The 22,234-nt window shown below is 66.4% G+C and carries 26 protein-coding genes; 16 read left to right on the top strand and 10 right to left on the bottom strand.

Going from position 1 to position 22,234, the window contains the following annotated elements; genetic code table 11:
* Positions 1-95: 95 nt before the first annotated feature.
* The 3 genes from aspS (at position 96) to Q8M85_RS07785 (ending at position 3,151) form a co-directional block, all read left to right on the top strand.
* Positions 96-1,892, top strand: a complete 1,797-nt coding sequence (gene aspS, locus Q8M85_RS07795; RefSeq protein WP_305543012.1) for an aspartate--tRNA ligase — start codon at positions 96-98, stop codon at positions 1,890-1,892.
* A complete protein-coding gene (locus Q8M85_RS07790; protein ID WP_305542507.1) occupies positions 1,892-2,359 on the top strand; it encodes a DUF1993 family protein in 468 nt (155 codons plus the stop codon). The genes aspS and Q8M85_RS07790 overlap by 1 nt, the downstream gene beginning before the upstream one ends.
* A 63-nt stretch (positions 2,360-2,422) precedes the next feature.
* Positions 2,423-3,151, top strand: a complete 729-nt coding sequence (locus tag Q8M85_RS07785) for a GNAT family N-acetyltransferase (protein ID WP_305542506.1) — start codon at positions 2,423-2,425, stop codon at positions 3,149-3,151.
* Here Q8M85_RS07785 and Q8M85_RS07780 read toward each other — a convergent pair.
* Positions 3,140-3,820, bottom strand: coding sequence for a response regulator (locus Q8M85_RS07780; RefSeq protein WP_305542505.1), 681 nt, complete (start codon positions 3,818-3,820; stop codon positions 3,140-3,142). The two genes, Q8M85_RS07785 and Q8M85_RS07780, sit on opposite strands and share 12 nt — an antisense overlap.
* 135 nt (positions 3,821-3,955) lie before the next feature.
* On the opposite strand from Q8M85_RS07780, the gene mce reads away from it, so the two are divergent.
* Positions 3,956-4,360, top strand: coding sequence for a methylmalonyl-CoA epimerase (mce, locus tag Q8M85_RS07775; protein ID WP_305542504.1), 405 nt, complete (start codon positions 3,956-3,958; stop codon positions 4,358-4,360).
* Positions 4,357-4,626 (top strand): DUF1467 family protein, encoded by a 270-nt coding sequence (locus Q8M85_RS07770; RefSeq protein ID WP_305542502.1) that lies wholly within the window; start codon positions 4,357-4,359, stop codon positions 4,624-4,626. Before mce ends, Q8M85_RS07770 begins: the two co-directional genes overlap by 4 nt.
* A 71-nt stretch (positions 4,627-4,697) precedes the next feature.
* Here Q8M85_RS07770 and Q8M85_RS07765 read toward each other — a convergent pair whose 3' ends face one another.
* The 3 genes from Q8M85_RS07765 to Q8M85_RS07755 all read right to left on the bottom strand — a co-directional run bounded on the left by Q8M85_RS07765 (position 4,698) and on the right by Q8M85_RS07755 (position 7,253).
* On the bottom strand, positions 4,698-5,390 hold the full coding sequence (locus tag Q8M85_RS07765; RefSeq protein WP_305543009.1) for an EI24 domain-containing protein: 693 nt from the start codon (positions 5,388-5,390) through the stop codon (positions 4,698-4,700).
* Positions 5,390-5,968 (bottom strand): nitroreductase, encoded by a 579-nt coding sequence (locus tag Q8M85_RS07760; RefSeq protein WP_305542500.1) that lies wholly within the window; start codon positions 5,966-5,968, stop codon positions 5,390-5,392. The genes Q8M85_RS07765 and Q8M85_RS07760 overlap by 1 nt, the downstream gene beginning before the upstream one ends.
* 181 nt (positions 5,969-6,149) lie before the next feature.
* Positions 6,150-7,253 carry a class II histone deacetylase gene (locus Q8M85_RS07755; RefSeq protein ID WP_305542497.1) on the bottom strand — a complete coding sequence of 368 codons (1,104 nt, stop codon included), beginning with the start codon at positions 7,251-7,253 and terminating at the stop codon, positions 6,150-6,152.
* A 147-nt stretch (positions 7,254-7,400) separates the two neighbouring features.
* On the opposite strand from Q8M85_RS07755, the gene Q8M85_RS07750 reads away from it, so the two are divergent.
* Entirely contained in the window at positions 7,401-7,649 is a 249-nt protein-coding gene (locus Q8M85_RS07750) for a DUF167 domain-containing protein (RefSeq protein ID WP_305542494.1), read from the top strand.
* 6 nt (positions 7,650-7,655) lie between these two features.
* Here the strand turns inward: Q8M85_RS07750 and Q8M85_RS07745 are convergent, their stop codons facing one another.
* Complete coding sequence (locus tag Q8M85_RS07745) at positions 7,656-7,898, bottom strand: hypothetical protein (protein ID WP_305542491.1); 243 nt, start codon at positions 7,896-7,898, stop codon at positions 7,656-7,658.
* A gap of 112 nt (positions 7,899-8,010) precedes the next feature.
* Here Q8M85_RS07745 and Q8M85_RS07740 point away from each other — a divergent pair, with 112 nt between their 5' ends.
* From Q8M85_RS07740 to Q8M85_RS07715, 6 genes are all read left to right on the top strand, one after another.
* Positions 8,011-8,718, top strand: coding sequence for a M48 family metallopeptidase (locus tag Q8M85_RS07740; RefSeq protein ID WP_305542488.1), 708 nt, complete (start codon positions 8,011-8,013; stop codon positions 8,716-8,718).
* Positions 8,719-8,784: 66 nt separating this feature from the next.
* The gene (locus Q8M85_RS07735) at positions 8,785-9,033 is read left to right on the top strand and encodes a DUF6455 family protein (RefSeq protein WP_305542485.1); all 249 of its coding nucleotides are present in this window, start codon (positions 8,785-8,787) and stop codon (positions 9,031-9,033) included.
* Between the two features lie 111 nt (positions 9,034-9,144).
* Complete coding sequence (locus Q8M85_RS07730; RefSeq protein WP_305542482.1) at positions 9,145-9,507, top strand: YigZ family protein; 363 nt, start codon at positions 9,145-9,147, stop codon at positions 9,505-9,507.
* Positions 9,508-9,605: 98 nt separating this feature from the next.
* Positions 9,606-9,980: a hypothetical protein gene (locus Q8M85_RS07725; protein WP_305542479.1), complete on the top strand. Its 375-nt coding sequence runs from the start codon at positions 9,606-9,608 to the stop codon at positions 9,978-9,980.
* A 69-nt stretch (positions 9,981-10,049) separates the two neighbouring features.
* Complete coding sequence (locus Q8M85_RS07720) at positions 10,050-10,412, top strand: diacylglycerol kinase (RefSeq protein WP_305542476.1); 363 nt, start codon at positions 10,050-10,052, stop codon at positions 10,410-10,412.
* Between the two features lie 119 nt (positions 10,413-10,531).
* Entirely contained in the window at positions 10,532-10,861 is a 330-nt protein-coding gene (locus Q8M85_RS07715) for a PRC-barrel domain-containing protein (protein WP_305543006.1), read from the top strand.
* Positions 10,862-10,867: 6 nt separating this feature from the next.
* On the opposite strand, the gene Q8M85_RS07710 is transcribed toward Q8M85_RS07715, so the two are convergent.
* Together Q8M85_RS07710 and rimO are read right to left on the bottom strand one after the other, a co-directional pair.
* Complete coding sequence (locus Q8M85_RS07710) at positions 10,868-11,257, bottom strand: thiol-disulfide oxidoreductase DCC family protein (RefSeq protein WP_305542474.1); 390 nt, start codon at positions 11,255-11,257, stop codon at positions 10,868-10,870.
* A gap of 346 nt (positions 11,258-11,603) precedes the next feature.
* A complete protein-coding gene (gene rimO, locus Q8M85_RS07705; RefSeq protein WP_305542471.1) occupies positions 11,604-12,983 on the bottom strand; it encodes a 30S ribosomal protein S12 methylthiotransferase RimO in 1,380 nt (459 codons plus the stop codon).
* A 144-nt stretch (positions 12,984-13,127) separates the two neighbouring features.
* On the opposite strand from rimO, the gene Q8M85_RS07700 reads away from it, so the two are divergent.
* The gene (locus Q8M85_RS07700; RefSeq protein WP_305542468.1) at positions 13,128-15,134 is read left to right on the top strand and encodes an AsmA family protein; all 2,007 of its coding nucleotides are present in this window, start codon (positions 13,128-13,130) and stop codon (positions 15,132-15,134) included.
* A 56-nt stretch (positions 15,135-15,190) separates the two neighbouring features.
* Here the strand turns inward: Q8M85_RS07700 and Q8M85_RS07695 are convergent, their stop codons facing one another.
* Entirely contained in the window at positions 15,191-15,796 is a 606-nt protein-coding gene (locus tag Q8M85_RS07695; protein WP_305542465.1) for a GcrA family cell cycle regulator, read from the bottom strand.
* A 443-nt stretch (positions 15,797-16,239) separates the two neighbouring features.
* Here Q8M85_RS07695 and Q8M85_RS07690 point away from each other — a divergent pair, with 443 nt between their 5' ends.
* Complete coding sequence (locus tag Q8M85_RS07690) at positions 16,240-17,376, top strand: serine hydrolase (protein ID WP_305542462.1); 1,137 nt, start codon at positions 16,240-16,242, stop codon at positions 17,374-17,376.
* Here the strand turns inward: Q8M85_RS07690 and Q8M85_RS07685 are convergent.
* A complete protein-coding gene (locus Q8M85_RS07685) occupies positions 17,373-18,293 on the bottom strand; it encodes a Hint domain-containing protein (protein WP_305542459.1) in 921 nt (306 codons plus the stop codon). The two genes, Q8M85_RS07690 and Q8M85_RS07685, sit on opposite strands and share 4 nt — an antisense overlap.
* A 334-nt stretch (positions 18,294-18,627) precedes the next feature.
* On the opposite strand from Q8M85_RS07685, the gene Q8M85_RS07680 reads away from it, so the two are divergent.
* On the top strand, positions 18,628-19,818 hold the full coding sequence (locus tag Q8M85_RS07680) for an aspartate aminotransferase family protein (protein WP_305542456.1): 1,191 nt from the start codon (positions 18,628-18,630) through the stop codon (positions 19,816-19,818).
* An 80-nt stretch (positions 19,819-19,898) separates the two neighbouring features.
* Positions 19,899-20,825 (top strand): ornithine carbamoyltransferase, encoded by a 927-nt coding sequence (gene argF / locus Q8M85_RS07675; RefSeq protein ID WP_305542453.1) that lies wholly within the window; start codon positions 19,899-19,901, stop codon positions 20,823-20,825.
* A gap of 21 nt (positions 20,826-20,846) precedes the next feature.
* Here the strand turns inward: argF and Q8M85_RS07670 are convergent, their stop codons facing one another.
* Positions 20,847-21,995, bottom strand: a complete 1,149-nt coding sequence (locus Q8M85_RS07670; RefSeq protein ID WP_305542451.1) for a sterol desaturase family protein — start codon at positions 21,993-21,995, stop codon at positions 20,847-20,849.
* Between the last annotated feature and the right edge of the window lie 239 nt (positions 21,996-22,234).

Below are 22,234 nucleotides of genomic sequence, written 5' to 3'. Positions count from 1 at the left end.
ATTTGGGCAAAGATGAAAGGGCGCGGGCTTGACTTCGGGCAGGGGGCAAGGTGTATCGGCGCGATGGAATTGAGGCCCTGGAAAGGGGAACCATGATGCACGCCTATCGCAGCCACACCTGTGCCGCGCTGAACAAGGAACATGTGGGGCAGTCTGTCCGCCTGTCGGGCTGGGTCCACCGTGTGCGGGACCATGGGGGCGTGCTGTTCATCGACCTGCGCGACCACTACGGGATAACCCAGGTCCTGTGCGACGGGGATTCGCCCGCCTTCCCGGCACTGGAGAAGGTGCGTAGCGAGTGGGTGATCCGGGTCGATGGCAGGGTGAAGGCGCGGGACGCGTCGCTGGTCAACGGCAAGATCCCGACCGGCGAGATCGAGGTCTATGTGACCGAGGTCGAGGTGCTGGGCGCCTCGGAAGAGCTGCCGCTGCCGGTCTTCGGCGATGCCGAATACCCTGAGGAAACGCGGCTGACCTACCGCTTCCTTGACCTGCGCCGTGACACGATGCACCAGAACATGATGCTGCGCTCGAACGTGGTGCGCTGGCTGCGCAACGCGATGTGGGACCAGGGCTTCACCGAGTTCCAGACGCCGATCATCACCGCCTCCAGCCCCGAGGGCGCGCGCGACTTCCTGGTGCCGTCGCGGCTGCATCCGGGCAAGTTCTATGCGTTGCCGCAGGCACCGCAGCAGTTCAAGCAGCTTATCCAGGTCGCGGGTTTCGACCGCTATTTCCAGATCGCCCCGTGTTTCCGGGATGAAGACCCGCGCGCGGACCGGTCGCCCACCGACTTTTACCAGCTGGACATCGAGATGTCCTTTGTCACCCAGGATGACGTCTTTGCCGCCGTCCAGCCGGTGTTGCAGGGTCTGTTCGAGGCGTTCGGGAAGGGGCGGAAGGTTCATGCGGACTGGCCGCGCATCGCCTATCGGGACTCGCTGAAGTGGTACGGCTCGGACAAGCCCGACCTGCGCAACCCGATCAAGATGCAGGACGTGTCGGAGCATTTCCGCGGTTCGGGCTTTGCGATCTTCGCCAGGCTGCTGGAGCAGGAAGGCAACGAGATCCGCGCCATTCCGGCACCCAAGGGGCCGTCGGGCGAACCCGTGGGCCGCAAGTTCTGCGACCGGATGAACGCCTTTGCGCAACAGCAGGGGCTGCCGGGGATGGGGTATATTTTCTGGCGTGAGGCCGAAGATGGGTCGGGCATGGAAGCCGCTGGCCCCCTGGCCAAGAACATCGGACCCGAGCGGACCGAGGCGATCCGGGTGCAGCTGGGCCTCGACAAGGGCGATGCGGCGTTCTTCCTTGGCGGCAAGCCGGAAACTTTCGAACCCATCGCCGGCCGGGCGCGGAACGTGATCGGCGAGGAATTGGGGCTGACCGACAAGGACAGCTTCCGCTTTGCCTGGATCGTCGATTTCCCGATGTACGAGAAGACCGACGAGGGGAAGATCGACTTCAGCCACAACCCCTTCTCGATGCCGCAGGGGGGCCTTGAGGCGCTGAACGGCGACCCGCTGGAGGTTTTGGGCTATCAGTATGACTTGGCCTGCAACGGCTATGAGGTGATCTCGGGCGCGATCCGCAACCACAAGCCCGAGATCATGTACAAGGCCTTCGAGGTGGCGGGCTATCCGGCGTCGGAAGTCGACAAGCGGTTCGGCGGAATGGTCAAGGCGTTCAAGTACGGGGCGCCTCCGCATGGCGGCTGCGCGGCTGGGATCGACCGGCTCGTGATGCTGCTGGCCGACACCCAGAACATCCGCGAAGTGATCATGTTCCCGATGAACCAGCGCGCCGAGGACCTGTTGATGGGCGCGCCGTCAGAGCCGATGAACGAACAGTTGCGCGAATTGCGCCTGCGCGTCTTGCCCAAGGAGGCGTGATGTACCAGGCCTCGGTCCCCGTCTTCCGGCACTACCTCGCCCGCGTGGCGGCGATGGCCGAGAAGGCGGGACCGGAGGCCCTGGCCGCGCGGATTGCCGACAGTTTTCCGGCCAGCCAGCAATTCGCCACGGCGGCGGGGTTCGCGTTGCGGATTGCCTGTCCTCTGGCCGGGCGCGAGGTGCCGGACCTGCCGCAGGCCCTGGGGCCGCGGCTTGCGGTGGCGCGGGCGATGCTGGGGGCGATGCAACCGGCCGATTTCGAGGGCGCCGAGACGCGGGTGATCCGCCACCAGGCAGGCTTTGCCGTGCTGGAGCAGACGGGGACAGAGTTCCTGCACCTTTACGGTCTGCCGAACTTCTTCTTTCACCTGACGATGGGCTATGCCGCCCTGCGCGCTGCCGGGGTGCCGCTTGGCAAGGCGGATTTCGACGGGTTCCATTCCTATCCTGCGGATTTCCACTTCTAGCCAGCGACTTGCCATGCCCCGCCGCCAAGCCTAGCGTGAGGCGGGGTCAGGGGAGGGCGCGCCATGTCCGATGCACGGCTGGGAGAGATCGTGTCAGGATGGACGCCGCCCCGGCGCCCGGACTTCCCGGCGCTGGAGGGCCACCTGGCAAGGCTGGAGCCGCTGGTGGCAGATACCCATGCCTTCGATCTGCACCAGGCGTTCCAGGGCCATGACAGCTTGTGGGACTACATGCCCTATGGCCCGTTCGCCTCGGGCTCGGCCTATCACCGTTGGGCGCGGGAGCGGGAGGCGGGCGAGGACCCGCGCTTTCTGGTGCTGCGCGACAGGGAAACGGGGCAGGCGGGCGGGATCGCGAGCTACCTGCGGATCGCGCCAGAGGCGGGGTCGATCGAGGTCGGGCACATCTGCATCGCTCCGCCAATGCAGCGGGGTGCGGCCTGGACGGAAGCCATGTTCCTGATGATGGACTGGGCGTTCAGGGCGGGCTACCGGCGATACGAGTGGAAGTGCAACGCGCTGAACCTTGCGTCGCGCCGGGCGGCGCAACGGCTGGGGTTCAGCTTTGAAGGGGTGTTCCGCAACCACCTGATCGTGAAGGGACGGAACCGCGATACGGCCTGGTTCAGTGTAATCGACAGCGAGTGGCCGGCGCTGGCCGAAGCCTATGCGGCCTGGCTGTCGCCCACGAATTTCGACGCGAAGGGACGGCAGAAAGAGCGTCTGTCCGACCTGACGCGGCTGGTGCGGGCGGCAAGCGATCCGGCGCTGGGCCCCGAGTCACGCCAGTGAACTGAGGGCGGCGAGCCGGTCCTCGATCATGCGGGCCAGTTTGGCGCGGTCGAAGGCGGTGTGGGTCTCTTCCACCGCCGCCGCAAGCGCCGTATCGCCCGCCGCGCGCGCGAGGCTGCGCAGGAAACCCTTGGCATAGACTGGATCGCCCGGTGCGGTGATCAGGCTGACGCCGCGCATAAGGTCATCGCGCAAGGCCAGCGGATCGCCCAGGGGGGCGGGGGCGTCATCCCCTTTCTCGACCGGACCCGCTCCGGTGGCAAGCTGGCGAATCAGCCGGACCAGCCCTGCTGCGGAGCCGAGCGGCTTTTCCAGAAACTCCGTCGCCCCGGCATCCAGCGCCGCCTCGCGCCCGTCGGGGTCGCCGGAAAGACCCAGGACGGGAAGCCCCTCGGATGCAAGCTCGGCGATCAGGTCTTCCCCCCTGCCATCGGGCAGGCCAAGGTCGACAATCGCCAGGTCCGGTCGGTGGAAGGCCAAGTGAAGCCTTGCTATTTCAAGGCTTTCCGCACGCCGAAGCCGTGCGCCTGCCCGCTGCAGGATCAGGCGCAGCGCGTCGCAGGTGAAGCGGCTGTCGTCAACGATCAACAGCGACAGGCCCTGCAGCGGCAGACGACCGGGCCCGTGCGAGGGAGGCTGGGGGATCATCGGATCGGGCGGAAATGGCATGAGCTACCTCGTCTTCTTCAGGCCGAGTGTCCTCAATCGCCGTAAAGTCCGGGTTAACGCCTGCGACCCAAAGCCCGCTTGCATGCCAGGGGGCCGGGTCGCATAAGCGGGTCGAGAGCTTGCAAGGGGACCCCCATGATCGGACGCCTGAACCACGTCGCCATCGCCGTGCCCGACCTTGAGGCGGCAGCGGCGCAATACCGCGCGACGCTGGGCGCCAAGGTCGGCGCGCCGCAGCCAGAGCCTGACCACGGGGTGACGGTGGTTTTCATCGAATTGCCGAACACCAAGATCGAGCTTCTTTATCCCCTGGGCGAAAACTCCCCCATCGCGGGCTTTCTGGAGAAGAACCCCTCGGGCGGCATCCACCATATCTGCTACGAGGTCGACGACATTCTGGCCGCGCGGGATCACCTGAAGGCGTCCGGCGCGCGGGTGCTGGGGTCGGGCGAGCCGAAGATCGGGGCGCATGGCAAGCCGGTGCTGTTCCTGCATCCCAAGGATTTCAACGGCTGTCTGGTGGAGCTGGAACAGGCATGACGATCACCGCGGCACTGGTTCTGTACTCGATCACCTGGTTCATGACGCTGTTCTGCGTACTGCCCTATCGCACGGTGTCGCAGGACGAGGCAAAGCACATTGTCCCCGGGACGCCGCCAGGTGCCCCGGCCGGTGAAGTGATGAAGCGCAAGGCCTGGATCACGACGCTGATCGCGACACCGATCTGGGCGGTGATCGCGGGGGTGATCCTGTCGGGCTGGATCACGATGGAAGATCTGGACTGGTTCGGCCGCATGACGCCCTGAGGCTGAGGCCGGGGACAAAATCCTTGAGTAAGGATTTTGACAAATTTCTTGCTCAAGAAATTTGGGTCGCGTTACCGCCCGGCGCTGGCAAGTTGATGATAAAGGTGCGTGAAGGTCGCAACCCCCAGAACTGGGATCACCAGGTTCAGGATCGGGACTGACAGCGGCGCCGCCATCAAGGTGCCCGCAGCCCAAAGCGTCCAGCGGTTGCGGCGGCGCATCGCCTTCACCTCGGACGGCGGCAGGCGGCGAAGTGCGACGAGAGTGAAGTACTCCCGCCCCAGCAGGAAACCGTTCAGCGCCCAGAAGGCCAGTGGGATCGACGGGCCGAGGAAGGGGTAGACGAACAGCGCGCCGATGTTCACCGCAAGTACCAGTCCCAGGAAGTTGACGGACTGGCGCAGCCCTTCGAAGAAACCGGGCGGCGTGGCGGGTGAGAGCTGCGGGTAGTGCCGGTCCTCGACGGCGTCGGCCACGTCCTCCAGGAACAATCCCGTGAAGGCCGTGGCGACGGGGACCATCAGGAAGACCGAAAGCCCGATCATGAACAGGACCGAGGTCCAGCCCAGAAGCGTGTCCATTCCGGTGACGGGGCCGATCACCGGCAAGTCGATCTGGTCGGGCGACAGCCACCAGACCAGTTGCAGGAACAGCGCGTAGACCGCGAAGAGCAGCGCGAGGGCGAGCAGGACACCCAGGATCGCGACGCGGCGGAAACGGCGGTCTCCCAGCTGGCCAACGGCCTTGAAGAAGGCGGCGAAGATCACGCCTCGACCCAGGTGACGATGCGGCTGAGATCCGGGCGCGGCCGGTCGGGTCCATCCTCGGGCGGGGTGGCAATGTGGATGACGCCGGCGACGTACTCGCCGTCAGTACAGCCAAAGGCGCGGGCGGCGAAGGTGGCGTCATGTGCGGTCCAGCCTGTCAGCCATGACGCACCCCAGCCCGCAGCCTCGGCGGAATTGACGATGCCAAGGCAGAGCGCGCCTGCGGACAGGAGTTGCTCTGTTGCCGGGATCTTGGGCGAGGCCTTGGGCGAGGCGATCACCACGACGGCGAGCTTGCCCAGATCGTACTGGCCGCGGCCCTTGGCGATCTTCTCGTCATCGCCTCCCTGTTCGCGGGCGCGCGCTTCGGCCAGGTCGGCCAGCCGCCGGAAAGCCGCGCCCTGAACCACGACCAGCCGCCAGGGTTCCAGCTTGCCATGATCGGGCACGCGGGTGGCGGCGGTCAGGATCTCTTCGACCTCGTCGCGGCTGGGGACCGGGAAGGAGAACAGCTTCGCGGGCCGCGATCGGCGGGACTTAAGGAAGACGAGGGCGGCGTCGTTGCGGGTGGGCATGTCGGACCTTCGGGCAGGATGTCGACCGGAAGGATAGGGGTTTCCACGGCTGCCCGCCAGAGCACCCGGAGACGTCAGCCCTCGACGGCCGAGCGGGCACGCGGTCGGCGGTTTCTGGGAGAATGACGTCCTCGCAGCGTTGGGTATGGACCAACGGCCGGGCCGGACGCCTGTTCCCGGCTCAGAGGCCCAGGGCGGTTGCCGCCTCGTCGATCCAACCCCGCACAAAGGCATCAAAGCGGGCGTCGGGCTGGCGTTTGGCGAGCGTTGCGGCAAGGGGGTCAGCTGCGGCGATGTCCGAGCCGCTGAGTTCCTCCAGAACGGCATGGCCGCAAAAGGGGACATAGACCTCGGAATAGCCGCCCTCATGGACAAGCGTCAGGCGGCCGTCGCACAGCGCGTCGGCTGCGTCCATCGCCATCCGGGTCAGGGCGCGGAACGTGTCGGCGGTACACAGCATCCGGCCCAGAGGATCGACAGCGGCGGCATCGAAGCCGCAGGCGACGATGATCGCGTCGGGCCTGAAGCGGGAAAGTGCGGGCAGGACCACGCGCTTCATCGCATAGAGATAGCTTGTGTGCCCGGTGCCGGGCGGCAGGGGCAGGTTCACGTTTGCGCTGCGGGCCTTCGGACCACCCGTCGCTTCCACCCCGCCAGTGTCGAGCGGATAGTTCCGCTCCTGATGCAGGCTGATCGTCAGGACATCGGGGTCGTCCCAGAAGATCGCCTCGGTTCCGTTGCCGTGATGGACGTCCCAGTCGATCACGGCGACGCTGCGGACCAGCCCTTCAGCCTGGGCAGCGCGGATGGCAATGGCGATGTTGTTCATCAGGCAGAAGCCGTTCGGAAAATCGGCGGTGCAATGGTGGCCGGGGGGACGCGACAGGGAATAGGCGTTGCGCACCTCGCCCGTCAGCACGGCCAGCAGGGCAGCCTTCGCCAGACCGGCCGACAGCGCCGCGATCTCGTAGCCGCCCGCTCCGAAAGGTGTGCGCAGACCAAGCTCGCCCCCGCCCGCGTCCGATGCTGCCTTGAAGGCCGAAAGATAGCTCTCGGGGTGGACGCGGAGAAGGTCCTGCCGCGTGGCAGGTTCGGCCCCGCGCATCGACAGATGGCGGGTCAGTCCCGTGACCTCGATCAGGTTGCGCAGGCGGCGCTTGGTCTCGGGGTTCTCCGGCAGACCGCCGGGCGTCGGTTGCACCAGGCCCGCGACGGGAAGCGTGAAGGCATAGTTGCCGCCGCCATGCCAGAAGCAGCGTTCGTCCCAGAAAAAGGCGGTGGTCATGGGCGTCTCCCTTTGGGTCAAGATTAGGGGCGGCGGGGGTGATTGGCCAGACGGTGCGGCCGGGCGCCAAGATCCTTCGAAGGATTTTGAAGATCTTTTGAAAAGATTTGCCTTGCCCCGACCCGCGCGCCCGGATTTCAAGGCGGCATGACCGAGCTTTCCCACCTGGCCCAACCCGGTGCCACAATCGCGATCCGTGTCACCCCGAACGCCCGCCGCGCGGGAGTGGAGCTCATCGACGGCCAGATCCGTATTGCCGTGACCGAGACGCCCGAGGCCGGCAAGGCGACCGAGGCCGCACGGGCGGCCTTGGCCAAGGCGATTGGGGTTGCGAAGACGCGCCTTACCCTGGTCCGCGGTGCGACGGCGCGCGACAAGCTGTTCCGACTGGATTAGCCCCGATTACGGGACCTTCCGCTCAAGCCGGTAGCTGCCCTCGGGCAAGTTCAGGGCAGCGGCAAGATCACGAAGCTGGGTCGTCGAGAAGGTGATGCGCAGTACCTCGTCGGTCTGGGGGTCGACCTGTTCAAGCGTGACGCAATCCTCGAAGGCATTGATCACGATGTCTTCCAGCAGGGGGGCATCCTCGCCCTCGTCGACCAGGGTGATGACCGTTGCGTCGAATTCGTGCTCGATGGTGAACATGACCGCAGGCTAACCCCAAGGCCGGGCCGCCGCAAGCATGACGCTTGCGTGAGCCGCCCTTTCCCCCGCCCGCCGATTTGCTACCCTTGCCAAAATCCGCTCGAGGTCCCCCATGCGTCTTCCCCTGCTTGCCGCCCTGCTTCTGGCCCTGGGCGGCTGTGTTGCGACCTATCCCGCGCCTCCGGCCCTGCCGCCCGCACCCGTCGGGCAGGTCCAGCCCGCCCGCGCGGCGGCGGAGAATTTCCTGACCGTGCTCAGCCGGGTCGAACCCGTGGCAGAAAGCTACTGCCGTCAGCGCAGCGTGGCAGCGAACTGCGACTTCCGCATCGTGGTGGATGACCGGCCGGGCCAGCCGCCGAACGCGTTCCAGACCCTGGACCGGACGGGTCGCCCAATCATCGGCTTCACTCTGGCGCTGATCGCGGATGCCCGGAACCCTGACGAGCTTGCCTTCGTCCTTGGCCACGAAGCAGCGCATCACATCGCGGGCCACATCCCCAAGCGCAATGATCAGGCGCTGTCGGGCGCGCTGCTTGCCGGAGTCCTCGCGCAGGCCAGCGGCCTGTCACCCGACGAGATCCGCGCCGCGCAGAACATGGGCGCCGAAGTCGCAGCGCGGAGCTATTCCAAGGAGTTCGAACTGGAAGCCGATGCCCTGGGCGCCGAGATCGCCTTCTTCGCGGGCTATGATCCGATACGCGGGTCCGGCTTTTTCGACCGGCTGCCCGACCCCGGCGACAAGTTCCTGGGCAGCCATCCCCCGAACGCGCAGCGCAAGGCGCTGGTCGAGGCGACAGTGCGGCGGTTGCGGGGCTCTTGATCTGGGTCAATGCGGACCGACGCGACCTTGGGCAGCATGGCTTGGTGTCGACCAGGAGGTTTTGCGATGATCGGGTATCCAGAGGCACCGAAGGCATGGTGGCTGACCCGCGGCATGGCGCGGATTTCCGGGGTGAACCTGCCGCGCGCCGTGGTTGAAGGTTGGCTGCAGCGCGATGAGCTTGAACATCTGATCACCCGCTGCGCCGCCTGCGGTCGTGGCGAGGAGTGTGAACGGTGGTTGGTCCGGTCCGGGCCAGCCCATGCGATGCCGGACTTCTGTCCGAACAAGGCCGGGATCGAGGCCCTGGGTTAAGGTCCGGCGCAGGAATTCACTCTGCGGCCTGCCGACGCGGACGTCGGGTGAACGGGGCGGTGGACCATCCCCTCTGGTCCGCTGCCCCATTTTTCCTTACGACGTCTGTCGATGATTGTTCTGGAAGACATCCTGCGGGACCGTGGGTCGCGTTATGCCGCCGCAGCTGGCAGGGTGCGGTCGAAGTCAGACATCGACACTTTTCTGACAACCCTTCGTGGCCGGCGCAAGTTCGGCAAGGCAACGCATCATTCCTGGGCGGCGCTTCTGGCCGACGGCGGCCCGCTGAAGCATGACGATGGCGAGGCCGGGGCGGGCGCGGTCATCCTGAAGATGCTGGAACGCGAGGCCGTGCCGGATTGCATCGTCGTGGTCACGCGATGGTATGGCGGAGTCAACCTGGGCGGCGACCGCTTCGCCCATATCGTGACCTGCACCCGTGCGGCTTTGGCGGCGTTGCGCGACCAGCGCTGATACATTCCAATCCCTGCATCAATTTCTTGGCCCCGCAGTGGGCGATCTGCTAATCTTCGACCACGGGCCAAAAGAGCCCGGTCAACGAGGGAACGGACATGAACATCTCGCGCGGGTTCCTGGTAATGGGTGCGGTCTACCTTGTGGTGGGCATTGTTCTGGGCTCCTACATGGGGGGCAGCGGCGATCACTCACTGGCGCCAGTCCATGCCCATATCAACCTGCTGGGCTTCACGCTGATGACCGTTTTCGGCATCGGTTACCGCTTTGTCCCGGCCTTGGCTGACGGTGCGCTGCCCAGGGTGCATTTCTGGCTGCACCAGGTGGGCGCACTGGGGCTTCTGGTCGGTCTTTTCCTGATGATGTCGGGCCGGGTGGCCGGGGAAGCGATCGGGCCGATCTTCCCGGTCCTTGAAGGCGCGATCCTTCTTGGGGCCGTGCTCTGGCTGGTGGGCATCCTGCGCCGGGGGTGAAACGGCTCTCCCTGGGTGCTTGGCGCATTGGGCATCCGGGGCTAACCTCCGGCGAAAACGGGGGGACACATGCGGGATATGTTGCGGGGCGAGGCGCGTCGGCTGGCAAATACGGTGATCTGGTCCTGGCAAGGCTTCCGCGCAGCCTGGGCCACGGAAAAGACTTTGCGGCAGTGGACCTTGGCCAATCTGATCTCCGCCGCGCTGGCCTGCACGCTGGACCTGACCCCCGGAGAACGTGCCCTGATCCTGGCGCTGGGCCTGTTGATCCTTGCGGCCGAACTGATCAACACCGCCGTCGAGGAAGTGGTGGACATGGTCTCGCCGGGCCCGGACCCGCGGGCGAAGAAGGCCAAGGACTGCGGCTCGGCCTGCGTGGCGCTTGCTGCCATCGCGGCGGGGGTGGCCTGGGGCGTGGTCCTGCTGGGCTAGGGAACAAACGCTGTCTGCGGCGGTTGTGTGGAAAACCCCCAATGCAGAGAGGCTTCCCCATGCAAGACGCCCCCTTCGCCGACCGTGTCCCCGCGTCCGGCCACAGCTCCACCTCCTCGATGGTCTCCAGCGCCGATGTGAACGGCACTTCGGTCTATAGCCCCAGCGGTGATCATCTGGGCCACATCGACCACCTGATGATCGACAAGGTTTCCGGCCAGATCGCCTATGCGGTCATGGGCTTCGGCGGTTTTCTCGGAATTGGCGAGGGCCACCATCCGGTGCCGTGGAAGAAGCTGAGCTATGACACCGATCTGGGCGGGTTCGTCACCGACATCACGCAAGAGCAACTGACCGGTGCCCCGGCATGGAGCGACGACTGGTATGACGACCGCGACTACCAGCGGCGCAACTACGACTACTATGGCGTCCCGCCCTACTGGGTGTGATCGTTGTCACGGGGTCCCGGCCGGATCGGTCGGGGCCTGCTTGCGTTGCCGACGCAGATGCGCCTTGTACAGAAGCGGCGCGGCTATGCGGTCATACAGGACATCGGTAAAGGGCCGGACCAAGGGCCAGTCCGTCACCCTGGCAAGCCAGCGCCACCGCGGCATCGCGGACCAGAGCGCGCGGAACGCGGGCATCCCTGACAGCACCCGTCCGTCCTGCCAGACATGCAACTGCCGGGCAGCACGGTCCGCCGTCAGCCCCCAATCTTCGGCCCGGTCGATCTTGTCGAAACGGATCGGCAGCCCCTCCGTCACAGAGCGGCGGCGATAGGCGTCGATCTCGAACCGGCAGACCGGGCAGGTTTCATTGTAAAGGACGCGGGTTTCCTGGGTCATGGGCCGAAGGTAGTCCGGCGTGGACCGGATGGAAGGCGTCAGGCTGCCGCAGAGATTGGAAACTAACTTGGGCTTCCAAGTGTTTCGATGACTTTCTCTGCCACCAGGACGCCGAAGACAGCAGAAAGGTTTCCGCTTTCGTCTTTTGTCATGCTGGCCATTTCGTTGACGGGTCGAAACTCAGCCAGATCAAGTGCCAAAGCCGCCAGTGCGTAAATGTGTGTTCCCAGCAGGTGCCGTGCGAACTGCTCGTCGAATGAATGGTCTGTGTTACCGATTTCTGGGTTGGTTACATGTCAGTAGATCGTGCGTCGAAAGATGCGCCAAACCCGCGGGCCGAGATCGCTCACACCAGCCGACCCCAGAGGTCATACTCCCCGGCCTCGTCCACCATGACCTGGACGAGGTCGCCGGGGGTCAGTGCCTCGAAGCCCTCGTCGATGAAGAGGTTGCCGTCGATCTCGGGCGCGTCGGCCTTGGTGCGGCAGGTGGCGCCGTCCTCGTCGACCTCGTCCACGATCACCTCTAGCACTTTTCCAACCTTTGCAGCCAGTTTCGCCCCGGAAATTGCTTGGGCCTTTTCCATAAAGCGATCAAACCGATCCTGCTTCACCTCGGCAGACACGTGGTCGGGCAAGTCGTTCGACCTTGCCCCTGCAACGTTCTCGTACTGGAAGCAGCCGACGCGATCGAGCTGCGCCTCGTCCAGCCAGTCGAGAAGGGTCTGAAACTCGGCCTCGGTCTCGCCGGGGTAGCCGACGATGAAGGTCGACCGCAGGGTCAGGTCCGGGGCAATGGCGCGCCAGGCGGCGATTTCGTCCAGGGTCCGCGCGGCGGCGGCGGGGCGGGCCATGCGCTTCAGCACCTCGGGGTGGGCGTGCTGGAAGGGGATGTCGAGATAGGGCAGCACAAGCCCCTCAGCCATCAGCGGGATCAGGTCGCGCACATGGGGGTAGGGGTAGACGTAGTGGAGCCGCACCCAGGCGCCAAGCTTGCCCATCTCGCGCGCGAGGTCGGTGACATGGGCGCGCACCTCGCCCCCCTTCCAGGGCGAGAGGTCGTGCTTGCGGTCGACACCGTAGGCGCTGGTGTCCTGCGAGATCACCAGCAGCTCTTTCACCCCGGCTTCGACCAGCTTTTCCGCCTCGCGCAGCACAGCATGGGCGGGGCGGCTGACCAGTCGCCCGCGCATGTCGGGGATGATGCAGAACTTGCACTTGTGGTTACAGCCTTCGGAAATCTTCAGATAGCTGTAGTGGCGCGGGGTCAGGCTGACGCCCGTCGCGGGCAGAAGGTCGATGAACGGGTCGGGCGCGGGGGGCACTGCGCTGTGGACGGCGTCCAGCACCGCCTCGTATTGATGCGGGCCGGTCACTGCCAGCACCTTGGGATGCGCGCCGGTGATATATTCGGGTTCCGCCCCCAGGCAGCCCGTCACGATCACCCGGCCGTTTTCTTGCAATGCCTCGCCAATGGCTTCCAGGCTTTCGGCCTTGGCGCTGTCAAGGAAACCGCAGGTGTTCACGATCACCGCGTCGGCCCCCTGGTAGTCGGGGCTGATCGCGTAGCCCTCGGCCCGCAGGCGCGTCAGAATCCGCTCGCTGTCCACAAGCGCCTTCGGGCAGCCAAGGCTGACCATGCCGATGGTCGGTTGGCCGGAACGCCGGGTATCTGGCACCAGGGCGCGGGCAAGGTCGGGGCGGAGGAGCGGCGGGTTCTCGGACATGGCTTCGCCCTATACTCTGCGCCGACCTCTGTGGAAAGCCCGCCCTCTCGGCCATTTGATGCCAGTCCGGTCCCCCCGACTTGGCATCCCGCCGCCGGGGGGCTTAGACTTCGGCAAAACAAGAAAATCTCCGAGGAGTTGAGCATGCGCTGGATCGTCCGGGTCGGGGTTACTCTGGCTGTGCTTCTGGTCCTGGGCCTGGGGCTTGGCGCGATGGTGCCGGCCGAGCGGGTGGCCCAAGCGGTTTCCTCGCAGTTCGAAGCGATGACCGGGCGCAAGCTGCAGTTGCAGGGCGAGGTCTCGCCCCGGCTCTGGCCCTCGCTGGGCGTCTCGACCGGGCCGGTCAGCATCGCCAATGCCGAATGGGCGGAGAGCGACCAGCCACTGTTTCAGGCGCAGGGCCTGTCGATCGACGTGAACTTCGGTGCGCTGTTCGGGGGCGAGGTGAAGATCCTCGGTCTGGCCGCCGACCGGCCCGAGATCAACCTGGAACGCAACGCCGAGGGCGAGGCGAACTGGGCCTTTGCCGCCGGAACCGGGGGCGGCGCAGGCTCGGTCCCGGCCCCGGCCACGGGCTTCACGCTGGACGAAGGCACCATCAGCGGCGGCACCATCCGCTATGTCGACCGCCAGTCGGGCCGCAAGATCGCGCTGGACGAGGTGGATGCGACCCTGTCGATCCCGGATTTCTCGGGTCCATTCGCACTGACGGCCAGGGGCCTCTCCGGTGGGCAGGCGGTGGCGCTGGATTTGTCGGGCGGGGTCTTCTCTGCCTTTGCGCTGGGCCGGGTGGTGCCGGTCACGGCGACACTGACGGCGGGCGGCACAAAGCTTAGTTTCGACGGTCGCGGGGGCTATGCGCCGGTGGTTGCCGAGGGCGCGCTTGTCGCTGACCTTGCCGATCTGCCAGCCCTGGGCGCGCTGACGGGATCAGAGCTGTCGCGCCCGCACCCCGGTCTGGGGCAGGACAAGCTGCAGATCACCGGCACCTTGACGCTGGACGGCACCGGCGCGGCCTTCCTGCGCGGGGCCGAGATCGTGGCTGACCAGAACCAGCTGAAGGGCGACCTCGATCTCCTGCCCAGGGAGGCGCGACCGCTGCTTAAAGGCACGCTGGCTGCGGGTCCCCTCGCAATCGGCACTGGCCCCGAGGGCGAGCTGGGCGGCGGCAAGGCCGGCGGGATGGAGGCCGCAGGCTGGCCCGAGGGCGAGATCGACGTTTCGGCGCTGGGCGCTCTGGACGCCGAGGTCGCACTGTCGGCACCCTCGATCGATCTGGGCGTGTTGAAACTGGGCCAGACCCGCGCGCTGGTGACGGTGGACCGCGCCCGCGCAGTGATCGACATCCGCGAGATGCAGGCCTACGACGGCCAGATCACGGGCGATTTCGTTGTGAACGGGCGCGGTGGGCTGTCGGTCGGCGGCAGGCTTGTCTTTGCCGGCCTGCAGACCCAGCCCCTGCTGACCGACCTTGCAGGCTGGGACCGGCTGGTCTCGACCGCCGATGTCGAGCTGGAGTTTCTTGGCGTGGGCAATTCCGTCGACGCGATCATGAAAAGCCTTGAAGGAAAGGGTGCGCTGGAACTGGCTCGGGGCGAGCTACGCGGGCTGGACATCGCCGGGATGCTGCGGACCCTGGACCCCGGTTTTGTCGGCGAAGGTCAGAAGACCGTGTTTGACGGCCTTGCCGGAACCTATTCGATTGCGCGGGGCGTACTGTCCAATAGCGACCTCAAGCTTGTCGCGCCCTATGTCACGGCCTCGGGGTCTGGCGAATTTGGCCTTGGTGAACGCAGGCTGAACTACCGGCTTCGCCCAACCGCGCTGGCGGCCGAGGATGGCAGCGGCGGGGTGATGGTGCCCTTGCTCATCACCGGACCCTGGGCTGACCCCAGCTTCCGGCTGGACCTGGAATCCATCGCCCGCGAGAAGATGGAGGCCGAGGCCAAGGCCGTGGCTGCGCGTCTGGAGGCCGAGGCCAAGGCCGCCGAAGCCGCCGCCAAGGCCGAGCTGGAGAGGCGCCTGCGCGAGGAACTGGGCGTCGAAGTCGCACCCGACAAAAGCCTGGGCGATGCGGCCAAGGACGCGGCGACGAAGGCGCTGGAAGACCAGGCCGTGAAGGCGCTGGAAGAGATCCTGAACGGGAACTGACCCAAAGAAAAAGCCGGTGCCCTGCGGCACCGGCTTTCACGTCCGTCCGGGCGGGCCTAACGGCGACGGTCGCGACGGGCGCTCATCGGCTGGAAGGCGACGCCGACATGGGCCTCGCAGTAAGGTTTGCCGGGCAGGCTGGGCAGGCCGCAGAACCAGAAATCGTCGGTTGCCGGGTCGCCAATCGGCCATTTGCAGGTCCGTTCCGTCAGCTCCATCAGCGTGAGCTTCCGCGCGCGCTTTTCCACTTCGCGGACAGACGCCAGTGCCTCTGGGCTGATCTCGTTCAGGCTGGGCTGCGGTGGCAGCGGCTGGCCGGCCGGGACAATCGCCTTGCGGACCGGAAGCGGCGTCACATTCGAGGCCGAAGCTGCCGGAGCGGCGGGCGCAGCCGCACGCGGCGCTTCGGCGCGAGGGGCGGCAGGTGCCGGGTCCGGTCGCGGCGCAGGCTCTGCCTTGGCGGCCTGGGCCGGAGCGGGGGCCGCTCCGCCCTCTTCCTCTTCGTCCTTGCCGCCAACCCGGTTCGACAGGCCAAGGCGATGGACCTTGCCGATCACCGCATTGCGGGTGACTCCACCCAGCTCCTTGGCGATCTGGCTGGCCGACTGGCCCTCGTTCCACATGCGCTTGAGCGTCTCGACACGCTCGTCCGTCCAGGACATCCCGATCTCCGCCTGTCTTGAATATCCGGGCATTGTATCCGTCCGGGGCAGGGGGCCGCAAGGGTGGCTCTTGCGATTGCGCGTTACGCCTCGGCTTCGCCCCATTCCACCATCACGACGCCTGTCGTCTCCTGCCCGCCCACCACCGCATAGGACCCCCGTCCAGGACCCCCGTCCGGGGCCCCGTGCAAGACCTTGGTCCGCCTCTGTCCGCCCCCAGGTCGCGCTGCAGCCCCTTCGGCGGCCTTCGTCGCAGACCGCGGCAATCAGCGCCGGGCGATCCCCTGGCGTCGGGCATCCCGTTTCGGGCATCCTCGTTCACGCCGGGCTTCTGCACGAAAAGCGCCCACAAGGTAACGCAGCCGTGCGCCGACGTCAGGCCCGCCTGACTTGCTCCCTCTCGGCCCGCCTCCCACTCTTTGTGTGATGCAGGAGTTCCCCCCATGCCGCTTACCACCCATCCGACCCCCGATCTTGCTGTCGGTCCCGACCGGCACCCGCACTGGAATTCGGCCCCCAACCGGCGGCAGGGCTTCCACAGCCTGCACCGGGTCGCCCGCTACACCCAGACCTTCCGCGCGGCCCGCGTCCTTGACCTGCGCCTGTCCGCCGACCTCTCGATCCCCCAGCGCGCCGATGTGTGCCGGCTGACCGCGCTGCCCTGGTTTTCCGCGATGGCGGTGACCGAGGGCAACCGCCTGCTCTACGAATCCTATGCCCCCGACTTCGCGCCAGACCAGCCACACGCGATCATGTCGATCTCCAAGCTGGTCGCGCACCTGATCCTGGGCCGCCTGTGGGAGGACGGGCGGATCGGCATGGATGAAACCCTGGGCGACATCCTGCCCCGGATCGGCCCAGGCTATCACGGCGCCACGGTGCAGGACGTTGCCAACATGAACGTCCATAACGCCTATGACGAGGATTACACCAACCCTGACACCACCGCCTTTCTGCATGAGGAGGCGATGGGCATGCGGCTGCCCAAGGGGCCGGAACCCGCGATCCGCGACTTGCTGGCGGCCATCGGCCTTGCGGAAGGGGCCAGCGACACCCGAAACCCGACGGGCACCAGTCTTTACAAAAGCGCCAACACCGATGTCCTGATGCTGGCCGCCGAGGCGCGCGGCGGGCGGCCGCTGCGGCTCTGGCTTGCTGACCTGGCGGATGCGGCGGGGATCGAGGGGGCCTTGCACATCGGGACCGACCGCCAGGGGATGCCAATCTTCAGTGGTGGGATCTGCCTGACCGCGCGGGACCTCTGCCGCTACGGCGCGCTGATCGCACGGAAGGGGCAGGGGGCGGATGGTCAGCCCTTCGGCTCTGCCGCCTTTCTGGAGTCCACACGTCGCGGCGGTGTCACGATGCCCGCCCCCCGCGCGCATCTGCGCTATTCCAACCAGACCAATACCGACGGCATCTGGGTTGGCCACGGCGGTTATGGCGGGCAGTACCTGGTGGCCAACCCTGAAACGGGCCGCGTCGCCTGCTTCCTGTCGGTCCTGCAGAATGAAGCCGGCTTCGACGCCGCCTATTACCCACCGATCATTCGGATGCTGGCCGCGGTCTGCGCCGGCTAAAGTCGAAGCGCCCGCGCTTCGGCGTTGCGCACGATGGGGAATGCCGCCCGCCGCCGCAGAAGCTCGGCCTCCGGGATCACTGCCTCGACCTCGGCCCGCTCTGCCGCAGTCAGGCCCGACAGCCCCATCTCGCCCGCATGAAAGCTTTCGGACAGCGCCCCTTCGGCCAAAAGCAGCTCGTGCCGGTCGCACAGCAGGACCACGTATTCGACACCCTCTGCGGGCAGGACCACCCGCGCCGCCTGGTCATCGACCAGCGCCTGAGCGGCGACAAGCACCCGGTCCTCGCCAAAATAGACCTCGGCCCGCCAGTCGTCGATCAGCATCCGCTGCTGCGGCGACACCACCAACGGCCGCGTGTTGCCCACGGTCCCTGCTGCAAATTCCACCGGCCGCAGCGCGGGATGGGCCAGCAGTTCCAGCGCCGAGACCCGCCGCCGCCCCACCCAGCGCAGCGGCCTCGAGCCATTGGCCAAAGTGGTCACCACGTCGCCCACAACCAAGGTCTCGACCGCGCGGGGTCTGTCCGGCGTGTCGATCAGCGTGCCTGCGACATAGGCCGCAACCGCCTCGGCCTGCACCTCTCCGGGCAGCAGGGCCGACTGCCAGCTTCCGGCCACTGCGACTGCCACGGGCTTCGGGCCGACCCTGACCAGATACAATCCCGTACGACCGGGAACCGGCTCGATGGCGACCCGCAGTCCTGCCGCATGGCTTGCCGTCGCAAGCGCCGCAGGCTCTGCCAGGGCCAGCCCCTCCGCCGTGACCTCAAGGATCAGGTCGAACCTCTTGGCTCCGGGGGCAAGCGCCGGGTCCTGGTCGGCCAGGCGAAGCGGCCAGCCCTGACCGGCGGCCGCCCGTGGCAGCAGCACATCGTCCAGCGCATAGACGCCGACAATGATGCGTTCCGCAACCATGCCCGCCCGAAATCTCCGGTGTTGCTGTCGCCCTGTTCCCGAGACCGTCGGCCCCTTCGTCCCCCAATCCTGCCTTGCCAGCCTTTACAGGTCATTTCCAGCGAAAACGCCAGTCAGTCACCCCCTCGAATCGGCTTTACCCACCGGCGACTTCCGGCTATCGCTCAGGCATGAAGACCGGGACCCTCCATATCTTCGCCGCGCGCCGACGCCGTAGCGTCTGACGCCGCATCCCGCTGTCCCCGGCGCCCCGCTCGCGTCATCCGCCTTCCCCTTCGTTGACTCCCGGCCAGCCGTCAGGCACCCATTGGCCTTCACCTGCAAGGACATGCCCATGATCCCGTCCGTTCTGCCGACCTACAACCGCGCGCCGCTTGCCTTCGTGAAGGGCGCGGGCAGCTGGCTCTGGACCGACGACGGCCGCCGATACCTCGACCTCGGCTCGGGGATCGCCGTGAACGCGCTGGGCCACGCGCATCCCGCGCTTGTGCAGGCGCTGACGGACCAGGCACAGAAGCTGTGGCACGTCTCTAACGTCTACACGATCCCCGAGCAGGAGCGGCTGGCGAAGCTACTGACCGAGTCCACTTTTGCCGACACGGTCTTCTTCACCAACTCCGGCACCGAAACCGCCGAGCTGGCGATCAAGATGGCGCGCAAGTTCCACCATGACGCCGGCCAGCCCGAAAGGATCGAGATCATCGCCTTCGAGGGCGCTTTCCACGGGCGGTCCACCGGGGCCATCGCGGCCGCCGGGTCCGAGAAGATGGTCAAGGGCTTCGGCCCCCTGATGCCCGGATTCAAGCATCTGAAATGGCCCACGTCCGACGCCGACCACGCCGCCATTCGTGCTGCGATCACCGACCAGACCTGCGCCGTCATTATTGAGCCGATCCAGGGCGAGGGCGGTATCCGCGTCGTCCCCGATCAGTGCCTGAAGGGGCTGCGCGACCTCTGCGACCAGACCGGCACGCTTCTCATCTTCGATGAGGTGCAATGTGGGATGGGCCGGACCGGCCGCCTTTTCGCGCATGAATGGGCGGGCGTCACCCCCGACATCATGATGGTCGCCAAGGGCATCGGCGGCGGCTTCCCCCTGGGCGCGGTCCTGGCCACCGAACACGCCGCTTCGGGCATGACCGCCGGAACCCACGGCTCGACCTACGGCGGCAATCCGCTCGGCTGCGCCGTCGGTGCCAAGGTCGTCGAACTCATCTCCGACCCCGCCTTCCTGGCCGAGGTTGCCCGCAAGGGTGCGCTGATGCGCCAGGGCCTTGAAAGCCTCGTCGCCCGCCACCCGCAGGTCTTCGAAGGCGTGCGGGGCGAGGGCCTGATGCTTGGCCTCAAGTGCAAGCCCGCCCCGACCGAGGTGGTCAAGGCCGGCTACGAGGCCGGTGTCCTCACCGTGGCCGCCGCAGATAATGTCCTGCGCCTTCTCCCGGCGCTCAACATCCCCGACGCCGACATCGCCGAGGCCCTCAACCGCCTCGACCAGGCCGCCACCCGCCTGGAACAACCCGCCTGAATTCATCTTTGCCCAAATATCCCGCGGGGTTCGGGGGCGGCGCAAGCCCCCGATCCCACGGGCCCAAAAAGCGAAACAAAATGAACCACTTCCTCGACATCCACAAGACCGACCCCGCCCAGCTTCGGGCCATGATCGACAGCGCCCAGGCGATGAAGACGGCGCGCAATGGCCGCCCCAAGGGCTCGCCCGATGACGAGACCCCGCTCAAGGGCCGGATGGTCGCGCTCATCTTCGAAAAACCATCGACCCGCACCCGCGTCTCCTTCGACGTGGGCGTCCGCCAGATGGGCGGCGAGACGATGGTCCTCTCCGGCAAGGAAATGCAGCTCGGTCACGGCGAGACCATCGCCGATACCGCGCGCGTCCTGTCGCGCTACGTCGACCTGATCATGATCCGCACCTTCGAGGAGGCGACCCTGCTGGAGATGGCCGAACACGCCACCGTGCCGGTCATCAACGGCCTGACGAACCGCACCCACCCCTGTCAGATCATGGCCGACATCATGACCTACGAGGAGCACCGCGGTCCCATCGCCGGCAAGAAGGTCGTCTGGTGCGGCGACGGCAACAACGTGGCGGCCAGCTTCCTGCACGCCGCCGGCCAGTTCGGCTTCGACTTCACCTTCACCGGGCCGGAAACGCTGGACCCCGAAGACAAGTTCGTCGCTTTCGCCCGCGACAGGGGAAGCAAGGTGACGATCCAGCGCGACCCTTTCACCGCTGTCGAAAGCGCCGACCTTGTCGTCACCGACACCTGGGTTTCGATGCATGACCCCGAATCCGCCAAGGAACGCCGCCACAACCAGCTGCGCCCCTACCAGGTGAACGAGCAGCTGATGTCCCGCGCCAGGCCCGACGCGCTTTTCATGCACTGCCTGCCCGCCCACCGCAACGACGAGGCGACCAGCGCGGTGATGGACGGTCCCCATTCGGTGATCTTCGACGAAGCCGAAAACCGCCTGCACGCCCAGAAAGCCATCATGCGCTGGTGCCTGGGGGTCTGACCCAAGGCCAACAGCCCGGGATCACCGCCGGAACGGCCAGGTCAACTGCCGCAGGAACTCGGGCGGGACCGGATCGCCAGCGATCCCGGTCTCGGGCGGCCAGTCGCGCTGGGGCAGGTGGAAGGTCCCGAACAGCCGGTCGATCCAGGGGAAATGCACGGCAAAGTTCCGGTCGATCGGCTCCACCGCGTGGTGCCAGTGATGAAAGCGCGGCAACACCAGTAGCTGGTTCAGGCCCGGCACGTCAAAGCGGATGTTCACGTGGTTCAGCGTCGCCTGCACCGCGATGATCACCAGCCAGATGTACAGTGCCTGCTGCGAAAAGCCGATCACCAGAAGCGGAGTCAGCGTCAACCCCCGGGTGACGATGATGTCCACCACATGCAGCCGCGACCCGGCAATCCAGTCCAGCTGCCGCGACGAATGGTGGATCGCATGGAACGGCCAGGCCCAGCGGATCCGGTGAAACCCCCGGTGGACCCAGTACTGCGCCAGATCGGCGACCAGCATCACACAGAAGACCTCGACGACCAGCGGCAGCCGGTCCGGGTTCAGGCCTGAAACCTGGGCGTGGACGGTCTGCGCCACCACTGTCGCTGGCAGGAGCGTGAAGAAGGTCATCAACTCGACCGCGATATGGCTGGACAGGAAATAGATCCCGTCCGTGGTCCATCCGGGACGGAAGATTCCCTGGTCCCGGTGCAGGGGCAGCGCGCGCTCCAGCGGCACGAAGATTAGCGCCAACAGGACGATGTTCAGGATGAACCAGTCGATGCCAACCCGGAACAGCGCGTCGCCACTCCCGACCTCGACATTGCTGCCACCGCCCAGGACCGCCGCCAAGCAGAAGACAAGGCCCGTCAGCCCCAGCCGTTTCGACGGGCGCAGAATCACGTTGATCGCCGAAAACAGATAGCCGGCCATGATCGCCAGCGCGAGAAGCGCGCGCATCGTCTCGACCGGATAGCGGGGGGCGGTTTCGGACAGCGTCAGCCACTGGGGAAAGTGGAACACCAGAACCGCCAGGAAGCTGCCGACCGACAGGAAAAGACCCAGCAGGCCAGAATACCAGCCGGTGCCAAAGTGCTTCGGCAGCCGGTCGCCCAGCAGGTCCTCGGCCACCTGGTCAAGCCAGGTCCGTTGCGATTCAGGTGGCTGGGTCTCGTTCATGGCACACCCGGGCAAGTTGCGGTACGCGAATGCGGGTCTTCTGCTCATCGCCAAATGATCCAGACTGTAGGCCCGGACCGTTTGGCGTTGCAAGTGGACTGATCCGTCAGATCCGTGGATCCGGAACCGGCCCGGTAGATGCCATACCAGCCCAATCCAACCAGCTTTCCAGTCTACCAGTACCGCCACTCGACGATTGCCGGCCGTCCGGCTAGGGTTTGCGGGATGCTTAAGGGAGC

Source organism: Tabrizicola sp., from assembly GCF_030694085.1.
Classification (GTDB): Bacteria; Pseudomonadota; Alphaproteobacteria; order Rhodobacterales; family Rhodobacteraceae; genus Tabrizicola.
The sequence above is the reverse complement of the archived record's forward strand: the minus strand, read 5'-3'. Positions and strand labels throughout refer to the sequence as shown.